The organism is Vibrio sp. JPW-9-11-11, from assembly GCF_013369335.1.
GTDB lineage: Bacteria > Pseudomonadota > Gammaproteobacteria > Enterobacterales > Vibrionaceae > Vibrio.
Genome location: NZ_SZQJ01000011.1, coordinates 32,548 through 52,884, shown reverse-complemented (window position 1 = coordinate 52,884; position 20,337 = coordinate 32,548). Strand labels below are relative to the sequence as shown.

The window sequence follows — 20,337 nt, the reverse complement described above, 5'->3', positions numbered from 1 at the left end:
CGCCACTTATTTAGAAAGCCAGTCTTAGGACTGGCTTTTGTCGTTTTAAAGCACAGCCTCTTCCCTTGTAGGAAATGAGTCCCGGTGTCCACATTCCTGGATTAGACGCTACGCTCTCAGCCATTTATTAGATGAAGCCCTAGCAGCAATGCTGGGGCTTTTTCGTATTTGGTGTCGTTATAGCGATAAAAGGGTTCTGGCAGTCAGTTGGTAGTGCGAGGGATGAGGTGACTTTGTTGCTCTAGTGAGCGGTATCTATCAACAAATTCCATCCGACTTTAAACGCTCGGTAAGAGATAACATATTCAGAGTAGTGCGAATAGGCTGCCTTGTGTCGATATTGGGTGTGGCTAAAGTCATTGGGTAATAACAACAAAGCCACTGCGGGAGTGGCTTTGTTGTAGTCGATAGAAGAGGGTTAATTAAGCTGCTGGCTCGTTGACCAATGTAAGCGCCTTTTTCGATACTTCATGGGCAGCATTAGTCAGGTTCTGTTTTTCTAGAGCAGTCGCTAAATAGCTATAATCAGACACACTAGAACGAACAGAGAGTGCTTTTTCTAAGTGTTGTTGAGCGTTTTGCCATTGCTCGTTGCGTAGGTAAAGTTGTGCGACTGCGCTGTTGGCGGAGGCATTGTTGCCATCTTTACGCAACACCTCCTCCAAGAATGTGATAGCAGGGTGGCTGTCTGCCAATCGAATTTGAGGAATCAATTGGTACAAGTCGCTATTAGGATGCTTCTTAAGTGTCTCTTTGATAAGGGTAAACGCTTCGTGATCCGCTTGACGAGCGATAAGCTGCTCAGCAAAGCACTGTACTAAATGCAGGTCAGCTTTCGCTTTACGTGGCAAGGTGTTCCAGTGTGCGATCAATCCCTCGCTGCCATTATTTTCCGCCACCTCTTTAATCAGGCCACATTGTGCGCGCTGGGTTAGCGGTAACTGCTCTTGTTCACTAATGATTTTGTTCTTTGCTAGTTTCGGCACTAAATCTAGCAGCGGTTGCCATAGTTTAAGCTCTATATAGACCTGTTTAAGTAGGTTGAGAACTACTGAGTTATTTGGGTAACTACTTTTTAGGCTCGATAGGGTATCGAAAGCTTCGCTATAGTTTGCATCTCTAAGTTGCTGTTTAGCTCTAGTTAACTCTACAGCGAGTTGGGCATTGTCCTGTTTAGCGGCAAGTTCTAAATAGCGATCACGCTGTTTGTTATCGCCAAGGCCTTGAGCTGCTTCTGATGCGACCAAGTAACAGAGTAGCGGCATATCATGATGATTAGCCCATTTAGTGACCTTTTTTTCTGCTTGCTTGAAGTCACCTTCGAGCAGTTTAATGATGCCTTCATTGGTATAGCGGCGTGATCGGCGCATCTTACGTACACTGAAGTAGTTCCACGTTGCTGAGCTAGCGTAGAGTACTTTTTTAACAAAGTACTCTACGCCAAACAGTGCCGCTAATGCTGCTATTATGAATATCACCAATGTTGTGACACTCATTTCAATGGTCTTGTCGGCGATAGAGATCAATACATAGCCTTGTTGGCCTGAATATTGGGTACCAGCAAATAATCCCAGCCCAAGGACGATAAATAAAAAAATCATGCGAAACATTATTTATCCTCCGTGACCAGTGTTGTGACTTCACGACGTAAACGTTCGCGAATCACATCAGACAATTGCTGTTGGGTCTCGAGCTTGACTGGGTAGTCGACCTGAACTTGTTGTTTGCTCAATAGATCGAGTGCTTTATTAAACTCGACCACTTGATTTGAATCCTGATTGAAAAAGGTTGACGACCATTTATCTGCTGTTGTCAGGGCTGTCGTATATATTTCCTGTTGCTCAACATAGACGGCTTTAATTGCGGTCTCGAGTTTTGCCTTAATATTCTCTTTTAGATAGAAGTGCTGCTGGGGCGAAAGCAACGGAATCACGTTTCCATCACGGGTACGGAAGGTAATGAAGTTCTCAGAAAAATCTTTCAAAGAGGTGAGTAAGTTGTCTTGCCAGTCGACAATATCTTGTGACACCACTTGCGGTTCTTGTTGTTCTGCTTCAGGGAGTAGAGCGTTCGCCAATGGCAAGTTATCCACTTGCTGCTGAAGCGCAGTGATGCGCAGGACTAGCCCTTCTCGGTCAATGTTCGGGATGGTTTTCAATTTGGTGATGTCGTTGGCCATCGATTTACGCAGTGGTACTAAACTCGGATCATTCAAGGCCGCAATCCGCTGATCGGCGCTTTCCATTAGTCGAGTGGCGCTCTCTGCATCTTGTTCTAAGAACAGCTTACGTCCGGCTAGTTTGACGAGGTAATCGGCTTCAGCGAGTAGCCAATCGTTTGGTCGGCGTCCTTTGACGTCAGCCATAGCCACTTGTAAGCTTTCGATACTTTTCTGTTGTTGAGCTAACACGGTTTCCGCATGGTGGGTCATTTCACTTGCTTTGGCTAAGGTCTGTTGTGTTGCGGAATCAAGTTGGGATTGAAGTGAGTTTTGAGTTTGTGCCAGTTGGGTTTGCAGTGCCTTGATTTGACCTTGGTATTCGGCTTGTTTTTGTTGCATTTGAAAACTAAGTCCGCCACCAAAAAGTAGAGAAAGAATAATGGCAACGGTGCCGAGTTTGACGCCTCGCTTCCCCTGTCTTTCTTCGAAAACAGCTTGTTGCGAAACCGGCGTTGCTTCATGACTTGTTTCTGCTGTTTTTTGGCTGTTGTTGTCAGACGCTTCAATATCTGTTGATTTTGCTTCTTCTACCTGATGTTCTTCGCGGTCAGGGGCAATGTTGTCTTTGTTATTTTTACTTGTCATTACTTATATCCTGTTGGGTTGGCCGGAGAGTAGCCAATAACACTGAATTCGAGGCACTTAAGGTGTTGGTCACCAGTTTAAAACCAATTTCTCGTGCTTGTTGTGCGATACGCTCACTAGGTACCCATAAGTGGAGCGTAAATAACCAGTTCTGTTGAGCGGGCGTCAATTGTGAAAGTAAGTGCTCTAACTGACCTGAACTGGTGACGATCAATTGCGTTATCTGCTTATCTTGCCAGACTGGGATCAGTAAATCTGAGCGGAGAGCGAGGTTTTGCCGTTTGTAGACTTCTCGATACTCAACCTTAGCTTTGCGCGCTAATAGCGTGTCAAAGATTAGTTCTCGACCGCCGTTACCACGCAGAATCAACACTCGTTGTCCTGATACTTTGCTTAGGGCATCTAAATTCAGTAGATGCTCACTATCGCCGCGCTCAGGATAGTGTACTTTTTGTTGGGTGGCTTTGCTTAAAACATGTGCAGTTTTTTGACCGACGCCAAGGTAGGTTGCATGCGTTGGCCAGGCGTGGACGTGTTGAGAGAGATAACGGTCTGTTTCGGTGACGGCGTGCTGACTGACAGCAATAATGATATCGAAATCATCAATAGAATGTTCTAACCCGGGAAGTTGCTCCCCGGGAAGAATATCGATAAGAGGCTGATGATAGCTGGTAATCCCAGCCTCTGAGAGTTGTTGACACAGATCGCGGCCTTGTTGTCCCGGCCGAGTGACCAGTACTGCCATCCTAGTTACTCGTGTTCCGCGTAGAGTTTAGTGAGAATTTCTTTGGCGCCATCTGCGAGTAGTTGATTGGCAAGCTGCACGCCGAGGCTCTCTGCATCTTGTCGTTGACCACGAATTTCACCTCGCACAATTTTTGAACCATCGGGCTCACCCACTAGTGCGCGTAACCAAATTTCGTCACCTTGGATCAATGAGTAGCTACCGATCGGTACTTGGCAACCTCCCTCAAGGGTTAAGTTCATCGCGCGTTCGCACAGCACGCGATCGGTGGTTTCTTGGTGACTGAGTGGCTCGAGCAGCTTTATCAAACGCTCATCATCCAAACGACATTCTATGCCGACGGCGCCTTGTCCAACGGCTGGAAGCGATTGTTCTGGTTCGATAACACTCTTGATGCGTTCTTCTAATTTGAGGCGTTTAAGCCCTGCGGCGGCTAGAACAATGGCATCGTATTCTCCGGCATCAAGTTTACCCAAACGCGTCCCCACATTACCACGCAGCTCTTTGATCACCAGATCTGGCCGTGCTTCTTTTAGCTGACATTGACGGCGCAGACTACAAGTGCCGACGATGGCGCCATGCGGTAATTCATCAATACAGTTGTAGGTATTCGACACAAAAGCATCACGTGGGTCCTCGCGCTCACAAATAGTGACTAGGCCTAGTCCTGGTGGGAAATCGACGGGCACATCTTTCATTGAGTGAACCGCAAGATCGGCGCGTCCTTCTAACATCGCCACTTCCAACTCTTTAACAAACAAGCCCTTACCACCTACTTTGGCCAGTGGAGTATCCAAAATAATATCGCCTTTGGTCACCATAGTGACCAGCTCAACCTCTAAGCCTGGATGAGCGGCTTGTAACGCGTCTTTAACGAAATGAGCTTGCCAGAGGGCGAGGGGGCTTTTGCGTGTCGCAATACGAATTGGAGTGTTTTCAGTCATAGTCTTCTAGTGATAGCAAGTGAATGGACATCATCCTACCATTGTCGAACAAAAAAGCATTACTGCATACTCAAACGGTTGAGAGATAGGTGCCACTAGCACATAATCATCAAAAGAGTGTGATTTAGGTCTCGTTTGCAAAATAGGCTATTATTATTAATAGTAGTTACGTACCACACTAACAGCGGCAACGTCAGATGGACAAAAATGTGTCGAATCGATCGTACATTTCTTTACCAATCCAAAGAAAAATGATAGATTGATCACGTTTTGTTGGTGCTTTAGAACAATTATTAGTCAAGGCGCCAGTTAGGAAATGAATCAAGGAAACTCCCTTGCAGGCTTATACCGATACGCTTACAACTAGACTCGACAACCTAAACCAGCAACGCATCGAGCGTGCGCTGGCTCTTATGGATTTGTCTAGTCAACGAGTATTCCACCTTATTCCTACACTTCTTCACTTCAATCATCCACTTTTTCCCGGCTATTATGACGCCCATGTCCCTTATGGGATTCGTGACTTTGAACTCAATGAGATCCAACAACAGTTTGTTGAAGATACAGAGTTGACCATAGGGCAGCCACTCACGACCAGCGAGCATCCTGAGATCTTAGGGCTGTATACCATGGGGAGCACTTCCTCTATTGGTCAAAGTACGTCCAGTGATTTGGACATCTGGGTCTGTGTGTCGCCAACAATGGATTGCGATGCGCGTGAAAGCTTGACGAACAAATGCCTGCTGATCACCGATTGGGCACAAACTCAAGGGGTGGAAGCTAATTTCTTCTTGATGGACGAACAACGTTTTCGTACCAATCGTTCGGAAGCAATGACGGGTGATAACTGCGGGTCTTCACAGCATCTATTGTTGCTTGATGAGTTTTATCGTAGTGCGGTGCGTTTAGCGGGTCAGCGCCTGTTGTGGCAAATTGTGCCGCCTGAAATGGAAGAGTGCTACGACGAATACGTCCAGGATCTGTGCAGTAAAGGCCATATCGATTGCGGTGATTGGATAGATTTCGGTAAGTTGAACCGAATTCCAGCCGAAGAGTATTTCGGCTCCAATTTGTGGCAGTTATACAAAAGCATCGATTCGCCCTACAAATCGGTGCTCAAAGCTATTTTGCTCGAGGCGTATTCGTGGGAGTACCCACACACTCAACTGTTAAGTATCGACACCAAGCGACGCTTCTTTGCTCACGAACCAGACCTTTACGGTATGGACGCGTACTACTTGATGTTGGAAAAAGTGACCCGCTACCTTGAGCGAGTAGGTGACTTCACTCGACTTGACCTAGTGCGTCGCTGTTTCTATCTCAAAACCCATGAGAAGCTGTCACGAGAGCCAAATGTTGGTTCGGTGGCGTGGCGACGTCAGGCGCTGGGCGAAATGGTTGAGCAGTGGCAGTGGTCGAGTGACGTCATTGCCGAGTTAGACGACCGCCGAAACTGGAAAGTGGAACAGGTTAAGGTCGTGCATCATGCGTTGCTTGATGCCTTGATGCAAAGTTACCGTAACTTGATTCAGTTTGCGCGTCGCAATGACATCACCTCGGCTATTAGCCCACAAGATATCAGTATCTTAGCGCGTAAACTCTATGCGGCTTTTGAGGTGCTACCAGGCAAAGTGACCCTGCTTAATCCTCAGATTTCACCTGACTTGCATGAGCCAGACCTTACTTTTATTGAAGTGCGCCCAGGGCGTACCAACAAGGCCGGCTGGTACCTATACAAACAGCCGCTGACACCACATCGCATCATCGGCCAAGCGCCGCTCGAACATAACGAGTATTTGAGTAAGTTGGTCGCGTGGTCGTTCTTCAACGGCTTAATCACTGAGTCCACTCGTTTGCACTCAGTGATCCGAGAAGCACATCTTGATATCGACAAGTTCTATCAGATGGTCAGTGATTTACGTAACACCTTCTCGCTGCGCAAGCGCCGCCCTACCATGCAAGCTCTGTCTAGCCCTTGTGAGATCAGCCAGTTGGCGATGTTCATCAATTTTGAGAATGACCCAACCACAGAGCTGAGTGGCAAATCACTCAAACTCGATCCGAAAACGACCGACATTTTTAGTTTCGGCAGTGAGCAAAAGTGCTTAGTTGGCAGTGTCGATTTAGTCTACCGCAACTCTTGGCATGAAGTGCGCACCCTGCATTTTCAGGGGCAAACCGCGATGCTAGACGCGTTAAAAACCGTATTGGGTAAAATGCACCAAGACGCGATTCCACCTGAATCGGTAGATGTGTTCTGCTATAGCAAGAACTTGCGTGGTGTCATGCGCAATAAAGTATATCAACTGTTGGCGGAGTGCATTGATTTGCGCCTTAAGCCAGTAGAACAAGAAAAGCGTCGCCGTTTTAAAGCGTTGCGTCTTGGCCAACAAACATTTGGACTCTTCTTTGAACGCCGTGGCGTTTCGGTTCAAATGTTAGAAAACTCAGTCGACTTCTACCGCAGCATTTCTACCAACAAACTGCAAGGCTCGCCGCTGTTAATGCTGGACAAAGAGAAAGACTACCAAATGCCTGATGTGATTGATGGCTTTGCGAGTGAAGGTCTGGTGCAGTTCTTTTTTGAAGACAACGAGAAAGGCTTTAATATCTACGTGTTAGATGAGGCAAATCGAGTAGAAGTGTATCACCAGTTCAAAGGTGAAAAAGATGAGATGATCGCGAGCGTTAATAGCTTTTATACGTCAGTGCAAGATGATAACCCCTTGTCTTCGAAGTTGATTAACTTCAACTTACCGCAGTATTACCAAATTGTTCATCCTGACGATGATGAATCCTATATCGTTCCGTATCGCAATGATGGAGCGACTTACTCCAGACCGAGTAAAATCGTTAACGGCTAACAAAAAAGAGCATCTGAGATGCTCTTTTTTATATCTTGCGTTAGAGGCTTGTTAAGCCCAATCGATCGCTTCGCTGGCGTGTTTTTCACACTCCTGCTTAACCATAGCGATTAACTCAAGTCCGGTTTTTGAGCAGCGCCACTCTTGGTCAACATAAGCAAAGTGAAAACCGCCCGATTTAGAGGCTAACCAAACTTCTTTCATTGGTTCCTGGCGGTTGATGATAATCTGGCTGCGATCTTCAAATTCTAAGGTCATTACGTTACCAGACGTCTCATAGTCGATGTCTGCGCCTGACTCATCAATCATTTCTTCGATGATTTGCATTTTAACATCTACAAGTTGATGAAATTCAGTCTCGTTCATCCTATCTATCCTATTGCTTTTCTTGAGTGTGGTGCGATTATAGGGGGCATTGACAGAATAATCACGATACAACCGATGAAAAAATCACTCATAACGCTATTTATCTTTTCAGTCCTTGGCTTAGCGGGTTGCGGTCAAACAGGGCCACTCTATATGCCAGAAGATGCTCAACAAAATGAGCCGTCGGCGCAATAACTAGAATCAGAATATAAGGGAAAGTACTTTGGATTACTTCAACTATCAGGATGATGGCCAGCTTTGGGCCGAAGGTGTCGCATTAACCGAGTTGGCTCAACAGTTTGGCACGCCACTTTATGTCTACTCACGCGCGACTTTGGAGCGCCACTGGCATGCATTCGATAAGTCGGTCGGAGAGCACCCGCATTTGGTTTGTTATGCCGTGAAAGCCAATTCAAACTTAGGGGTGTTGAATGCGTTGGCACGTCTAGGTTCGGGCTTTGATATTGTTTCTGGCGGTGAGCTTGAACGCGTGATCGCGGCCGGTGGTGAGCCGAGCAAGGTGGTTTTCTCAGGGGTGGGCAAGACAGAAGCGGAAATGAAACGCGCGCTAGAGCTTGGGATCAAATGCTTCAACGTCGAGTCTGAGCCTGAACTCGAACGCTTGAATAAAGTTGCTGGTGAGCTTGGCGTGAAAGCGCCTATCTCGCTGCGCATCAACCCAGACGTTGACGCCAATACTCACCCTTATATCTCAACGGGCCTACGTGACAATAAATTTGGCATTGCATTTGACCGTGCGCCTGCGGTGTATCAGTTTGCTGCAAGCTTAGAGAATCTGACGGTGAAGGGCATCGACTGTCACATTGGCTCTCAGCTGACAGACATCGACCCATTTATTGATGCGACAGACAGATTGTTAGCACTGATTGATGATTTAAAAGCACAAGGTATCACCATAGAGCACTTGGATGTCGGCGGTGGTCTTGGCGTTGTGTACCGTGATGAGCTGCCACCTGAGCCTTCGGATTACGCCAAAGCCTTGTTGGGTCGTTTGACCAACCACCAAGACTTAGAGCTGATTTTTGAACCTGGACGCGCAATAGCCGCAAACGCGGGTCTATTGCTGACTAAAGTCGAGTTCCTCAAGCATACTGAACACAAGAATTTTGCCATCATCGACGCTGCGATGAATGATCTGATGCGCCCGGCGCTCTACCAAGCGTGGCAAGATATTGTGCCTGTTACGCCGAGAGACGGTGAAGCCTTGACCTATGATTTAGTGGGTCCAATTTGTGAAACCGGGGATTTCTTAGGTAAAGACCGCGCATTGGTGCTGCAAGAGAATGACCTGCTTGCTGTGCGCTCAGCGGGCGCCTATGGTTTTGTTATGTCTTCTAACTACAATACACGTTGCCGCGCCGCTGAAGTGATGGTCGATGGTAACCAAGCGCATTTAGTTCGTCAGCGAGAAGAGCTCTCGAGCTTATGGGCGCTTGAAAACGTACTGCCGGAGTAATTGAAGTCTTATGCATTTCCATTTTTCTAAAATGCACGGTTTGGGGAATGACTTCATGGTTGTTGACTGCATTACCCAAAACATTTTCTTTTCCCCAGATTTGATCCGCCGCTTGGCGGATCGTCACACCGGCGTGGGTTTTGACCAACTGCTGGTGGTTGAAGCGCCTTATGATCCAGAGAGCGACTTCCACTACCGTATTTTTAATGCCGACGGTAGTGAGGTCGAGCAATGCGGCAATGGTGCGCGTTGTTTTGCCCGTTTTGTACGCATGAAAGGTTTGACCAATAAATACAGCATTGGTGTCAGTACCAAGAAAGGCAAAATGGTGCTCAACATTGAAGAAGATGATCAGGTCACGGTAAATATGGGTGTGCCTGAATTTGAGCCAAGCAAGATCCCGTTTAAAGCCAAGCAAAGCGAAAAAACCTATATTTTACGTACCGAGGACAAAACACTGTTTTGCGGTGCGGTTAGTATGGGCAATCCACATGTCGTCACTGTGGTTGATGATGTCGCGACCGCAGATGTCGAAACACTAGGCCCGCTATTGGAGTCGCATGAGCGTTTCCCGGAGCGAGTGAACGCGGGCTTTATGCAAGTCGTTAGCCGCACTGAAGTGAACTTGCGCGTGTATGAGCGTGGTGCGGGTGAAACGCAGGCGTGTGGCAGCGGCGCTTGTGGCGCGGTTGCGGTAGGCATTGTTCAAGGGCTGCTCGACGAAAAAGTCACGGTTCGTTTGCCAGGTGGGACGCTCAAGATTCGCTGGCAAGGCCCGGGTAAACCACTTTATATGACAGGCCCTGCAACCCATGTGTTTGACGGCCAGCTCAGCTGCTAACAATAAAAGGAATTCAAGTGTCTCAAATCGAAGCGGATGCACTGACGGCGGAAGTGGTCGCCGAGTATTTACGTGATAATCCGGACTTTTTTCACCACCGCCGCGAGTTGGTCGACAGGCTGGCCCTCAACCATCAAGAGCAAGGCGCAGTCTCCTTGGTTCATGTACAAATGAACCGCCAGAGGCAGCGTATTGAAGAGCTGGAGGAAGAGATCACGGCGTTAATGTCGCTGGCGAAAAGCAACGATCAAACCTTTCATGAGTTTATGCAACTTCAAGAGCAGATCTTGAAATGTGATGCACTGGTTGAGGTGGTAAAAGCGATTGAAGAGATGGCGAAGTCACTCGGTTTAGTCGCCTACTTGCGTTTATTTGACAGTGAATCGAGTCGTTATGGGCTCAGTCGCGAGCATTATCAACGCTTTGCAACCAACCACCTCAATGGCAAAGAGGCATACCTAGGCCGTATGCGTAAAGTTGACCGTGAACTGCTGTTTGGTGAGCATTCTCACGCTCCAGAAATGGGGTCATATGTGGTGTTGCCGCTGCAGAAAAAACGCTTACAAGGCGTGTTGGTCTTTTCGAGTAGTGATGGTGGGCATTTTCAGCCCCATATGGACACCCTATTTTTGCGCCACTTGGCGCTGGTCGTTTCGCATTTGATTGACTCCCTCCCATGGCAAAGTGACGCGCATGAGCGAATCAGCAATACCTCTGCCTAGAGGGCTCCAGAAACCTTTAGAGCGCTTCTATGAGTATTTGAGGAGCGAAAAAGGGTTGAGTCTGCATACTCAGCGTAACTACAAGCAGCAATTGGAGACCATGGCACAACATCTTCATCATCTTGGTCTCAAAGAGTGGCAGCAAGTGGACGCCGGATGGGTACGTCAATTGGCCAGTAAAGGGATGCGAGAGGGAATGAAGGCGAGCAGTCTCGCCACGCGTCTTTCGTCTTTGCGCAGCTTTTTTGATTTTCTCATTTTACGCGGTGAAATGAGTGCTAACCCCGCCAAAGGCGTTTCGGCACCGCGCAAGAAACGCCCGTTACCTAAAAACCTTGACGTCGATGAAGTAGGCCAATTGCTCGAAGTTAATGAGGATGACCCTTTATCGATTCGTGATCGAGCAATGATGGAGCTAATGTATGGCGCAGGTTTGCGCTTGGCTGAAATGGTCAGCGTGAACGTCAAAGATATCAGCTTGTCTTCTGGTGAGTTGCGAGTGGTCGGTAAGGGTGATAAGGAACGCAAAGTACCGTTTTCTGGGATGGCGGCTGAGTGGGTCAATAAATGGCTCAAGGTGCGTGCCACCCTAGCACAAAGTGGTGAACCCGCGTTATTTGTGTCCAAGCTTGGTGGTCGAATTTCTCATCGTAACGTACAAAAACGTATGGCTGAGTGGGGACAAAAACAAGCGGTCGCGAGTCATATCAGCCCACATAAATTGCGTCACTCTTTCGCCACACATATGTTGGAGTCGAGCAACAACTTGCGAGCGGTACAAGAGCTGCTCGGGCATGAGAATATTTCGACAACCCAGATCTACACCCATTTGGACTTTCAACACTTAGCTCAGGTTTACGATCAGGCTCATCCGCGAGCCAAAAAGAAGGGCAGTGAATAGTGCAGTTTTTTCGCCAGTTAAAACCCATCAAAGCGATGACGTTCGATTTAGACGACACCCTGTATGATAATCGTCCTATTATTCGTCAGGTTGAAAAGCAGATGGTGCGTTGGCTGCATACCACCCACCCCGTTTCCGCTTCACAATCATTGAGTTGGTGGCGAGAGCTTAAGCTTCAATTGGCCCGACAGGACGCTTGGCTGGTTAATGATGTGACACTATGGCGTTTCAAACAAATTGAGCAGGGGCTGCTGCAATTGGGCTATAGCGCGACGCAAGCCCATCAAGCCGCTCAGCAAGCCATTGATAAAGTCCTGAGTTTACGCAGTGATTTTACCGTGCCGCAAGAGACGCATCGTGTGATGAGCGAGCTTGCCGAGCGATTGCCGCTGGTGGCGATTACCAACGGCAACGTAGACGTAGAGAAAATTGGTTTAGCGGACTATTTTTCTCTCGTGCTTAAAGCGGGCCCCGATGGCTATGCGAAACCGCATCGCCAGCTTTTCGACAAGGCTCAGCAACATTTAGGCGTACCGGCAGAAAATATTCTCCACGTAGGTGATCATGTGACTAGTGATGTGCTTGGCGCGAAACAAAGCGGTCTGCAAGCCTGTTGGTTTAATGATCGCCAAGTGAATATTTATCGCACGGTTAAAGCGCGGATATTGCCCGATGTGGAAGTCAACCGATTGCATCAATTACTGCTATTGAGTGCGAGGTAATTATCATCCGCTAACATCAGCCCTTTCCTTAAGAGTCACTATCCATTAGCTTAGATCGCTATGTAATTGATGGGAAATGTCTTTTAGGCGACTATAAATGCGTACTTATTCAGCTCTGATTGGCAGTGAACAAGCACTGATTGACTTTCTAGAGGCTAGACCGGTATCGTCGCAGGCGTGTTTGGTGCAGCTGTTGTCTAGTCAATCTGAGCATCTTGTAGCCAGTTATGCAGCCCAAGTCGCTGAATTGCTACCTCAAGCCCACATCATTGGTCACAGTACCCGTCATGTCATCCATCAACAGCAGATTGTGCATGGCACGTTAATCATGCTCTCTTTTTTTCGTCACACTGAGCTTACATCTGCTTGTGTGGCGCTTTCAGATAATCCGAATGTCGAGGCTGCGCTGCTGCTGGAGCAGTTAGATCTTACGCCTTGTTCTAAGGCCATCGTGAGTTTCTCCCAGCACACTCAGCGACACGATTTCAACCTTTACCAAGCGCTAGGGACGATGACTGAGGTGCCAATCAGTGGGGGCGTCGCGGCGCACGTTGATGGTAATTGCGCATGGACTCTATATGGTCAGCAGGTGTTGTATAAACATGCCGTGGCGGTTGCGCTGCATAGTGAGCAACTGCAGGTATGGCGCAATGCGTTTGCTGAGTGGACACCGATAGGCAGCACACTGACGGTCACCGACGCACGAGATTCCCGTTTAATAACGCTAGACCATCAACCAGCTTATACTCTGTATCAGCAACGTTTGGCTGAAGGGCAAAGGTTGACGTTGGAGCACATGTTAAGTTTTCCATTGCAGAGTCGCTTGAATGGCGAAGTGAGCTGCCCTCGAGAGATTTACCCCGATGGCAGTATTGAGCTCGACCACCCTGTCAGCATTGGGGACGAAGTACGGCTGTGCTATAACCATCCTTCATTAACGCTTGAACAGGTCCGCTACGATGCCAGCCAATTGGCGCGATGCAATCCAGAATCTGTTTTTATTTACAATTGCGAATCCCGGCTGGAGTTTCTTGAAGGGACGAGTGAAATCAAGCCGTTTGCCGAGTTTGAACACTGTAGCGGCTCTTACTGTCTGGGCGAGCTGTACCGCGATCAACAGCAGCAGATACTGCACCATAGTATGACTTACTTAGCATTGAGTGAAGATGACCAACGCCCACCATTGCCGAGTACGCCGAGTGATGCGTTTCCGGTTTCTCCACTGTTCCATTTAATTCGCTATTCGATCGCAGAGCTAGATCAAACGCGCTTGGACATGGAGCGTAAACTGGCTAAGCAAACAGAGCGACTGATTAACAGCTATCGGGTGGATAAACACACCGGACTGAAAAATCGCGTCGCACTGCAAGAGAGGTTAAAAGTCATTCAGCGCGATGAGCATATCGTCACCTTGAAACTGTCTAACTTTCATCAAGTTAATGAGAAATATGGTTATCAGGTTGCAGACGAGTTGATTCGTGATTTGACCGAGCACTTTTCTCAGCGCCTGTCCGATCTACGCGGTCTCGACTATGTCCAGCACCTCTATTATATCGGTACGGCAGAGTGGGCGGTTGTGTTCAGCGCTGAGACCTCTAGTGAAGCTATCCAGCAAGATTTTGCGTTGTTTGCCGATCAGATAGAACATATCAACTTTGAGCCCTATGGCTTGCCCGAAATCGACCATTTGTCGATTTCGATCACCGGGGGGATTGCCAGCCGGTGTGACTTTGTTGGTGTGGAAGGCGAAGAGTTACTGCTTAAGTCGATTGATGCGCGGCGCACAGGTATGGCGCGCAATACCCATCTTTACAATGCCAAACATTGTGCTTTGAGTGCCATGGAGCAGCAAGAGAAGTTAGAACTCATGGCGACTGCGAGCCGGGCAATTCTCAATCGGCAAATTCTCACGTATTCGCAGCCGATTTTTTCTGCCCACGAGCGTCTTCAGGTCGCTCAAGAGTGTTTAGTGCGTATTGAAGATGACGGCGAAATTATCTCCCCTGGGCGCTTTCTGCCCATTATCGAGGGTACCCACCTCTATACTCGTTTGAGTCGTCATATGTTGACGTCCACCATTGACTACATGTGTGACAAGTCCGGTGCGTTCTCGATCAACTTATCTCCGCAAGATATGTTGAGTGATAAAACCATGTCTTTGCTCGAGCAAGCCATCGGTAAGCTTAACGATCCTTATCGTTTGGGTTTGGAAGTATTGGAGTCTGAACAGATCAAAGACTTTGGCCGTATGGCAGAGATTTGCAGCCATTTCAAGCGGATGGGGGTGCGCTTACTGGTAGATGACTTTGGCTCAGGTTACTCCAATATTGACGAAATAATTCGTCTTGAGCCCGATGTGATCAAGCTCGATGGCAGCCTAATTAAGTCGATAGACAAAGACCCCAAGCAACGCCAGATCACTGGCCAGTTGGTGAAGCTATGCCAAGTATTGAATGCCAAAACGGTGGCCGAGTTTGTTCACAACCAAGAAGTGTGCGCCATCGTTGAGGACCTTGGGGTTGACTACTTGCAAGGTTTTTACCTAGCCGAGCCAAGTCGGTTATTCTAATCTTGGGTTTGTTTTAGTGCATGACCACTTTTGTCCGCTTGAAAAACGTCAAGATAGTGGTGGAAAAACGCCTCTAGCTGCTGAGCTTGAGGTCGATAGCCCAGTTCACTGATGGCCTGCACCCCGACTTCTAAGGTACATAAGTGTCCCGGTTGTTGGTTGCGGCGCAAGCGATACTGAGAGTTTGTCGTTGGTTGGAGCTGTAGCTTGGGCAGGGCTTGCAACCAATCGCTCTTACGCAGCATCTTGTTCGCCTCTTGCCATGTCCCATCAAGAATAATCAACAAGGGCTGCTTTTGCTGTTGCGAGGTGTTGCCAGTCAGGGTCACGATCGGTTGACTGTCTTCGGCAGGATAGAGCAGATAGGCCTGATAATGTTCGCTTTGGATTAGCTTGATGAGCTCTGGACAAGCCTGAGTTCGCTGCCAAATATGACGACTAGAGGAGATGAGGCTTTTCTCTAGCCAGCGTCCGGTGTTGGTGTCTCGCGTGGGTTCATTGGGGTGCATCAGTAAAGCGATGTGGAGCTCTGCGTCTATCTGAGGGATCAAGTGACATACACACTGGAAACGCAACTGACAACCAGGACAAGCTGGCGGGGCGGTCATTGGGCTCACAATGTTGCCCCTTCTTGCTGCGGCGTTAAGCCGTCGGCAAACAGCTGAACCGTGCTGATGTCATCATAACTGGCAACAGGGGCAACGCTGGGGTTGAGTGGATACTGCTCGCCGTTAAACTGAAGTAGGTGCTGATTAGGTATCGCCCCACCGCCGCTGACGAAAAACACCAGGTCTTGCCAGCCTTGATGTTGGTTTCGGCCAAGGCTTAATGGCGTTGTTACTTGGGTAATCCGGCTGTTGAAGCGCCAGGTTTGTGCTTGGTTGTCGAAAATCAACAAAGTACAACCGCCGCTGCCACACCAGTCGAGTTGGACCAAAAGTTCATTGTTGCCATCGCCATTGAGATCGTAAACCAACCAGCGATAACGCGTGCCTGACGCAGGTGTATTGGTTTGCTGGAAATACGTTGTGAGCGCGTTAGCCACCATGGGGTTGTACTCTGCTGACGATGGGATTGCGTTGGCGGCTAGCGGTTGTGCAGAGAAAGAGCGGGTACCTTCCGCTTGATTTTGTGCGCGACTAAATAAACGCAGGCCCCCGTCCGCGATGTCATAAACCACGGCACCGACTTTTTCTTTCTCGGCAGTAAGCGCCTCACCTTGACGGGTAAAAATACGCTCTGAAAGTAGCGGTTGCTGTTGGTGATGGGTCATGACCACTTGTACCTGCTGTGGGTTAAGTTGTTGCCAGTACCCGCGTTCGACCGAGTCAGATTGACCGTTATCATAGCGATAAGTGGTGGTCGCACTATGGTCGCGGTTAAGATCGAGAAAAACGCTGAACTGTTTCGTTTGAGTCGAGGTTGCTTGATAAAAGCCAGTCCACTGTTGGGTGATATCTTGATTGGACAAGGTCGCGCAGCCTTGGTAGCTGGTGTCGTCGAGCTTAAGTGTGGCACTCCAACTATACAATGAGTCGCTCATGCCATCGACGCAACTGCGCTGATTGAGCTCCAACTCTCCCTCGGCAAATTGATAATGGTGCTGGTGGGCGCTAATCTGACGAGAAATCAGTTCAAGTGGTTGCTGTTCTTCGCCCATTTTCGCAAACACCCACTGACTGTCGGTGAGACGAAGTGACCAAAATGGTTCTGTGCCAAATGCGCGCGTCTCTTGAGCCGCTTGGGCACAACGTTGTGGGTTTTCGGCGCTAAGGAGGTTAAACGAGTCGACCACGAAGCGAGCGCTATAATCGGCAACAAACCCATCCGTTTTCCCTGTTTCTAAATGACCAATTACTTCGCCATATAGAGGTTGATAGGGGCTTCGCACCAGTTTTAACCCTTGTTGAAATCGATCATTGCTCAGTTCCAGCCAATACTGTTTCTTGCTCCCGCATGGTGTGATAGAACGTACTTCGTGACCCAGTACAATTTCGCCACGCATCACAAACGGTTGGGCTTGAATGGAACTTGGAACATCTAGACTGGCTCTTTCTGCCTCAGTATTTGGGCTGTTAGTGGGCGTAGACAATGAGCACGCTTGTAATGTTAGCAGCGTGAAGAGTGTAGCTGGGTTTCGAAGCGCCTTCATGTTATACCTTCCCTATTTCAGAAACTGGCGGACTCTATTATGGCATATTGGTTATTCAAAACTGAACCGGACACCTTTTCTATTGACACGCTTCGTACACAAAATCGCTCATGTTGGGAAGGTGTGCGCAATTACCAAGCGCGAAATATGCTGCGCGATGAGGTCAAAGTCGGAGATTTCGTTTTGATTTATCACTCATCATGCAAAAACGTTGGCGTGGCTGGTGTGGCAAAAGTGACCAAAGCCGCTTATCCCGATCACTTTTCGTTCGACCCTAGCAGCGATTATTACGACCCTAAATCTACGCCTGATAGTCCGCGTTGGTTTATGGTCGATATCGAATATGTGCGCCACACGCAGCGGCTGATCCCGTTGTCGGTGTTAAAGGCGATGCCTGAGCTGGAAAACATGCCGCTGGTAAAGCGGGGCAACCGTTTGTCAGTGATGCCAGTCAGTGAAGAGGAGTGGCTGGCAATCCTTGGCAAAGAGAGATTGCCGAGCCAAAGGTAAGGATACCAGTCACACCCATTTTCTGAACATCTAACTAATGCGATGGGTATGAACAGGCTGCCAAATGGCAGCCCTTAAGCATGGTGGATTAGAACAGGTGTCGATGTAAATAATGAGCAACGGCGTCATCCGCGTTGCTGCCAATCACTTCAATATCGGGCAGCGCCTGTTTAACTTTGTGGTGTGCGGTCGCCATGACCAGCCCTTTACCTGCCATCTCGAGCATTTCAGCATCATTCATTCCATCACCAAATGCGATGCAGTTATCCAAGGTTAAATCGAGCGATTTGGCTACGGCGTCGAGCGCGTGGCCTTTTGACACTTCAGCCGCCATCACCTCTAAACACCAAGGTGTAGAAAAAGCGATATTCAGTTGGTCACCAAATTGTTCACGCAGCATGTGTTCATAGTTCACCAAATGGTCGTGATCGTGATCCGGGTGCGTGAAAAAAATCTTGGCGATGCCGTCGGTGGGCGCCGCGTTGGCATCGAAGCGCTTGTAGCTAAAGCCCGATTCACTGTGGAATTTCGCCAGAGTCTCATCGTCTCTATCAAGCAGCCAATCTTCGTTTTGGTACATGTGGATAAAAACCTTCGGATCGCCTTTGATCACATCGATCACTGACTGAACCCGTTCAGCAGGGACGTTTTTGCTATACATCAGTTGATCGTTCTGGTCGTGCACGCGCGCGCCATTCGAGGTGATCATATAAGCGGGGATACCTGCGATTTGGCGAATGCTGGCCACGTCAACGTGGTGGCGACCCGTAGCAAAGACAAAGGTGAAGCCTTTTTCATGCAGCGCTTGCAGAGTTTGCTTTGAAAACTCGCTTAATTGGTGGTTAGGGGCGAGCAACGTGCCATCGAGATCCGAAGCCACGATATGAAAAGGAGTATCTTTGCGTGAGTCTGACATATCACCCTCAGTAACAGTGTGTTGATGAGCCTGATTGGCTAATAAGGCCACAGTTTACTCGAACCGAAAGGGGAAAAAGAGGGTAAAGATCTCCTTGCTGCATTTCCTATTTTAATACTGGTCGAAAAAGGCCAAGGTCGCGTCCAGCGCTTGGTTACGGTACTGATCCTGTTCAAACAGCAGCTCGTGGCGTGCGCCGACAATCACATGCAGTTGGCACTCTGGCTGTGTTTTTTTGAGCTTTTTGACTAGGCGTGTTTGCGCGGAGTTGGAAACGATCTGGTCTTCGCCTGCTTGCATCACCAATAGAGGCGTGTTGAGGTGACGAGTCATCAGATAGCACTGCTTACACGCTATTAACCCTTGCCAGACCCAACGTGTGCTAGCGCCGCCGATTCTGAGCTCTGGGTGCTGTTCGTACAGATTGCGAAACCATTGGTAGCGCACTTCACTTTGACTAAGTAAATTGCCGACAAAGGGTTTAGGAAAGTAAGCCACTTGTCCGGGCGCAAAGGTGGGTGTGGCGTGCCAGGCCGTCAGTAGTTGGCCGATCATTGGCGCAAAAGGGCGTAAGTGCCAAGGTACGTTGACGCCAAACATAGGCGCGCTCAATGCCGCGGCATCAAATGGGTTGCGGTGAGTTTGCAAGTAGCGGGTAGTGATGTTGCCTCCCATTGAATGGCCCAGCAGATAGCGCTTTTGATAGTGCTCAAGCTTAAAATGGTTCACTAGCGCGTCGAGGTCGTGTACATAGTCGTCAAACTCATCGACATAGCCCATCTGCCTGTCTTCGATCATTCGATCCGACCAACCTTGACCACGATGGTCGTACGAGTAGACGTCATACCCCTGTTGGAAAAGATCGTAAAATAGCTCTTGATACTTGGCGCAACACTCAATACGACCATTCACCACCAAGATGGCTTTGGTGTGCTCGGCAGAGGTAAAGCGGGTCCAGTACAACGATTTGTTATCAAACGTTTTTAAGTTCCCTTCCTGACGAGAGCACCAGAATGTAGCAATATTGCTTTTGATAGCTTGCTCAAAATCGGACTCTTGAGTATAAGGAGGAGTAATGTTGCAACTGGAGTCATTCATGAGGGTTAACCCTAAGTTCGATTTCACTGTTCAACAACAGATTATGTGTGGCTAGCTCGCTTTAGTCGAGAGGAAAAAACGATGGATATGCATGTTTGGCTTGCTTATGTAGTAACCGCAATAGTGTTTAGCTTGGCGCCAGGATCGGGGACGGTTAACTCAATCAGCAACGGCTTAAGTTATGGCACGCGCCGCTCGCTGTCTGCCATCGCTGGATTACAAATTGGTCTAGCCATTCACATCGTGTTAGTCGGGGCGGGGATCGGTGCATTGGTCGCGCAGTCAGCAGTCGCTTTTAGCGTGATCAAATGGGCCGGGGCGGTGTATCTTGTTTGGCTCGGTATTCAAAAGTGGCGAGACCGCTCGAGCTTAAATACGCTCGAAAGTGGCCAAGCGCTGTCAGGGATAAAACTGATGCGCAAAGCCGTGTTAATCAACCTGACCAACCCAAAATCGATTGTTTTTTTGGTCGCACTTTTTCCTCAGTTTATCGACCCTAGCCAAGATCAACTGACGCAACTCTTGGTGCTGGGGGTCACAACGGTGACCATTGATGCGTGCGTGATGTTAGGTTACACCAGCTTAGCCGCGCAAATGGGACGCTTTATTCGTTCAGAGCGAATGATGTCGAAAATTAATAAGCTATTTGGCTCGATGTTTATGGGCTGCGGCGCATTACTCGCGGCAGCGAAAGCCTAATTAGA

The 20,337-nt window shown here is 48.5% G+C and carries 19 protein-coding genes; 10 read left to right on the top strand and 9 right to left on the bottom strand.

The window, feature by feature from the left end; translation table 11 throughout:
* Positions 1-422: 422 nt before the first annotated feature.
* The 4 genes from FCU94_RS15005 to hemC are packed head-to-tail and all read right to left on the bottom strand — an operon-like array spanning position 423 to position 4,495.
* Positions 423-1,610, bottom strand: coding sequence for a heme biosynthesis protein HemY (locus FCU94_RS15005; RefSeq protein WP_176289330.1), 1,188 nt, complete (start codon positions 1,608-1,610; stop codon positions 423-425).
* Positions 1,610-2,806, bottom strand: a complete 1,197-nt coding sequence (locus FCU94_RS15000) for a uroporphyrinogen-III C-methyltransferase (RefSeq protein WP_176289329.1) — start codon at positions 2,804-2,806, stop codon at positions 1,610-1,612. Before FCU94_RS15000 ends, FCU94_RS15005 begins: the two co-directional genes overlap by 1 nt.
* Positions 2,796-3,551 (bottom strand): uroporphyrinogen-III synthase, encoded by a 756-nt coding sequence (locus tag FCU94_RS14995; RefSeq protein WP_176289328.1) that lies wholly within the window; start codon positions 3,549-3,551, stop codon positions 2,796-2,798. Before FCU94_RS14995 ends, FCU94_RS15000 begins: the two co-directional genes overlap by 11 nt.
* 5 nt (positions 3,552-3,556) lie before the next feature.
* Positions 3,557-4,495 (bottom strand): hydroxymethylbilane synthase, encoded by a 939-nt coding sequence (gene hemC / locus FCU94_RS14990; RefSeq protein ID WP_176289327.1) that lies wholly within the window; start codon positions 4,493-4,495, stop codon positions 3,557-3,559.
* Positions 4,496-4,830: 335 nt separating this feature from the next.
* Between hemC and FCU94_RS14985 the strand changes: the two genes are divergently transcribed.
* On the top strand, positions 4,831-7,359 hold the full coding sequence (locus FCU94_RS14985) for a class I adenylate cyclase (RefSeq protein ID WP_176289326.1): 2,529 nt from the start codon (positions 4,831-4,833) through the stop codon (positions 7,357-7,359).
* A 51-nt stretch (positions 7,360-7,410) separates the two neighbouring features.
* Here the strand turns inward: FCU94_RS14985 and cyaY are convergent, their stop codons facing one another.
* Positions 7,411-7,725 (bottom strand): iron donor protein CyaY, encoded by a 315-nt coding sequence (gene cyaY / locus FCU94_RS14980; RefSeq protein ID WP_176289325.1) that lies wholly within the window; start codon positions 7,723-7,725, stop codon positions 7,411-7,413.
* Between the two features lie 75 nt (positions 7,726-7,800).
* Between cyaY and lptM the strand changes: the two genes are divergently transcribed.
* The 7 genes from lptM (at position 7,801) to FCU94_RS14945 (ending at position 14,957) form a co-directional block, all read left to right on the top strand.
* The gene (lptM, locus tag FCU94_RS19470; protein ID WP_441351748.1) at positions 7,801-7,920 is read left to right on the top strand and encodes an LPS translocon maturation chaperone LptM; all 120 of its coding nucleotides are present in this window, start codon (positions 7,801-7,803) and stop codon (positions 7,918-7,920) included.
* 28 nt (positions 7,921-7,948) lie between these two features.
* Positions 7,949-9,202 (top strand): diaminopimelate decarboxylase, encoded by a 1,254-nt coding sequence (gene lysA, locus FCU94_RS14970; RefSeq protein WP_176289323.1) that lies wholly within the window; start codon positions 7,949-7,951, stop codon positions 9,200-9,202.
* 10 nt (positions 9,203-9,212) lie between these two features.
* Entirely contained in the window at positions 9,213-10,043 is an 831-nt protein-coding gene (gene dapF, locus FCU94_RS14965) for a diaminopimelate epimerase (protein WP_176289322.1), read from the top strand.
* Positions 10,044-10,060: 17 nt separating this feature from the next.
* The gene (locus FCU94_RS14960; RefSeq protein WP_176289321.1) at positions 10,061-10,765 is read left to right on the top strand and encodes a DUF484 family protein; all 705 of its coding nucleotides are present in this window, start codon (positions 10,061-10,063) and stop codon (positions 10,763-10,765) included.
* On the top strand, positions 10,737-11,666 hold the full coding sequence (gene xerC / locus FCU94_RS14955) for a tyrosine recombinase XerC (RefSeq protein ID WP_176289320.1): 930 nt from the start codon (positions 10,737-10,739) through the stop codon (positions 11,664-11,666). Before FCU94_RS14960 ends, xerC begins: the two co-directional genes overlap by 29 nt.
* Positions 11,666-12,388, top strand: coding sequence for a 5-amino-6-(5-phospho-D-ribitylamino)uracil phosphatase YigB (gene yigB / locus FCU94_RS14950; RefSeq protein ID WP_176289319.1), 723 nt, complete (start codon positions 11,666-11,668; stop codon positions 12,386-12,388). Before xerC ends, yigB begins: the two co-directional genes overlap by 1 nt.
* Before the next feature lie 97 nt (positions 12,389-12,485).
* A complete protein-coding gene (locus FCU94_RS14945; protein WP_176289318.1) occupies positions 12,486-14,957 on the top strand; it encodes a bifunctional diguanylate cyclase/phosphodiesterase in 2,472 nt (823 codons plus the stop codon).
* On the opposite strand, the gene FCU94_RS14940 is transcribed toward FCU94_RS14945, so the two are convergent.
* Complete coding sequence (locus tag FCU94_RS14940) at positions 14,954-15,565, bottom strand: tRNA-uridine aminocarboxypropyltransferase (protein ID WP_176289331.1); 612 nt, start codon at positions 15,563-15,565, stop codon at positions 14,954-14,956. The genes FCU94_RS14945 and FCU94_RS14940 overlap by 4 nt on opposite strands.
* Positions 15,566-15,570: 5 nt before the next feature.
* Positions 15,571-17,109: a COG3650 family protein gene (locus FCU94_RS14935; protein WP_176289317.1), complete on the bottom strand. Its 1,539-nt coding sequence runs from the start codon at positions 17,107-17,109 to the stop codon at positions 15,571-15,573.
* Positions 17,110-17,148: 39 nt separating this feature from the next.
* Between FCU94_RS14935 and FCU94_RS14930 the strand changes: the two genes are divergently transcribed.
* Positions 17,149-17,619: an EVE domain-containing protein gene (locus FCU94_RS14930; protein WP_176289316.1), complete on the top strand. Its 471-nt coding sequence runs from the start codon at positions 17,149-17,151 to the stop codon at positions 17,617-17,619.
* A gap of 88 nt (positions 17,620-17,707) precedes the next feature.
* On the opposite strand, the gene FCU94_RS14925 is transcribed toward FCU94_RS14930, so the two are convergent.
* Both FCU94_RS14925 and FCU94_RS14920 read right to left on the bottom strand, forming a co-directional pair.
* Positions 17,708-18,535, bottom strand: a complete 828-nt coding sequence (locus FCU94_RS14925; protein ID WP_176289315.1) for a Cof-type HAD-IIB family hydrolase — start codon at positions 18,533-18,535, stop codon at positions 17,708-17,710.
* Positions 18,536-18,646: 111 nt separating this feature from the next.
* Positions 18,647-19,633 carry an alpha/beta fold hydrolase gene (locus FCU94_RS14920; protein ID WP_176289314.1) on the bottom strand — a complete coding sequence of 329 codons (987 nt, stop codon included), beginning with the start codon at positions 19,631-19,633 and terminating at the stop codon, positions 18,647-18,649.
* An 81-nt stretch (positions 19,634-19,714) separates the two neighbouring features.
* On the opposite strand from FCU94_RS14920, the gene rhtB reads away from it, so the two are divergent.
* On the top strand, positions 19,715-20,332 hold the full coding sequence (gene rhtB / locus FCU94_RS14915) for a homoserine/homoserine lactone efflux protein (RefSeq protein ID WP_176289313.1): 618 nt from the start codon (positions 19,715-19,717) through the stop codon (positions 20,330-20,332).
* Positions 20,333-20,337 lie beyond the last annotated feature (5 nt).

Coding starts and splice junctions, on each gene's coding strand:
- FCU94_RS15005 (WP_176289330.1), bottom strand. CDS start 1,610: ATGTTTCGCATGATTTTTTTATTTATCGTCCTTGGGCTGGGATTATTT.
- FCU94_RS15000 (WP_176289329.1), bottom strand. CDS start 2,806: ATGACAAGTAAAAATAACAAAGACAACATTGCCCCTGACCGCGAAGAA.
- FCU94_RS14995 (WP_176289328.1), bottom strand. CDS start 3,551: ATGGCAGTACTGGTCACTCGGCCGGGACAACAAGGCCGCGATCTGTGT.
- hemC (WP_176289327.1), bottom strand. CDS start 4,495: ATGACTGAAAACACTCCAATTCGTATTGCGACACGCAAAAGCCCCCTC.
- cyaY (WP_176289325.1), bottom strand. CDS start 7,725: ATGAACGAGACTGAATTTCATCAACTTGTAGATGTTAAAATGCAAATC.
- lptM (WP_441351748.1), top strand. CDS start 7,801: ATGAAAAAATCACTCATAACGCTATTTATCTTTTCAGTCCTTGGCTTA.
- dapF (WP_176289322.1), top strand. CDS start 9,213: ATGCATTTCCATTTTTCTAAAATGCACGGTTTGGGGAATGACTTCATG.
- xerC (WP_176289320.1), top strand. CDS start 10,737: ATGAGCGAATCAGCAATACCTCTGCCTAGAGGGCTCCAGAAACCTTTA.
- FCU94_RS14945 (WP_176289318.1), top strand. CDS start 12,486: ATGCGTACTTATTCAGCTCTGATTGGCAGTGAACAAGCACTGATTGAC.
- FCU94_RS14940 (WP_176289331.1), bottom strand. CDS start 15,565: ATGACCGCCCCGCCAGCTTGTCCTGGTTGTCAGTTGCGTTTCCAGTGT.
- FCU94_RS14935 (WP_176289317.1), bottom strand. CDS start 17,109: ATGAAGGCGCTTCGAAACCCAGCTACACTCTTCACGCTGCTAACATTA.
- FCU94_RS14930 (WP_176289316.1), top strand. CDS start 17,149: ATGGCATATTGGTTATTCAAAACTGAACCGGACACCTTTTCTATTGAC.
- FCU94_RS14925 (WP_176289315.1), bottom strand. CDS start 18,535: ATGTCAGACTCACGCAAAGATACTCCTTTTCATATCGTGGCTTCGGAT.
- FCU94_RS14920 (WP_176289314.1), bottom strand. CDS start 19,633: ATGAATGACTCCAGTTGCAACATTACTCCTCCTTATACTCAAGAGTCC.
- rhtB (WP_176289313.1), top strand. CDS start 19,715: ATGGATATGCATGTTTGGCTTGCTTATGTAGTAACCGCAATAGTGTTT.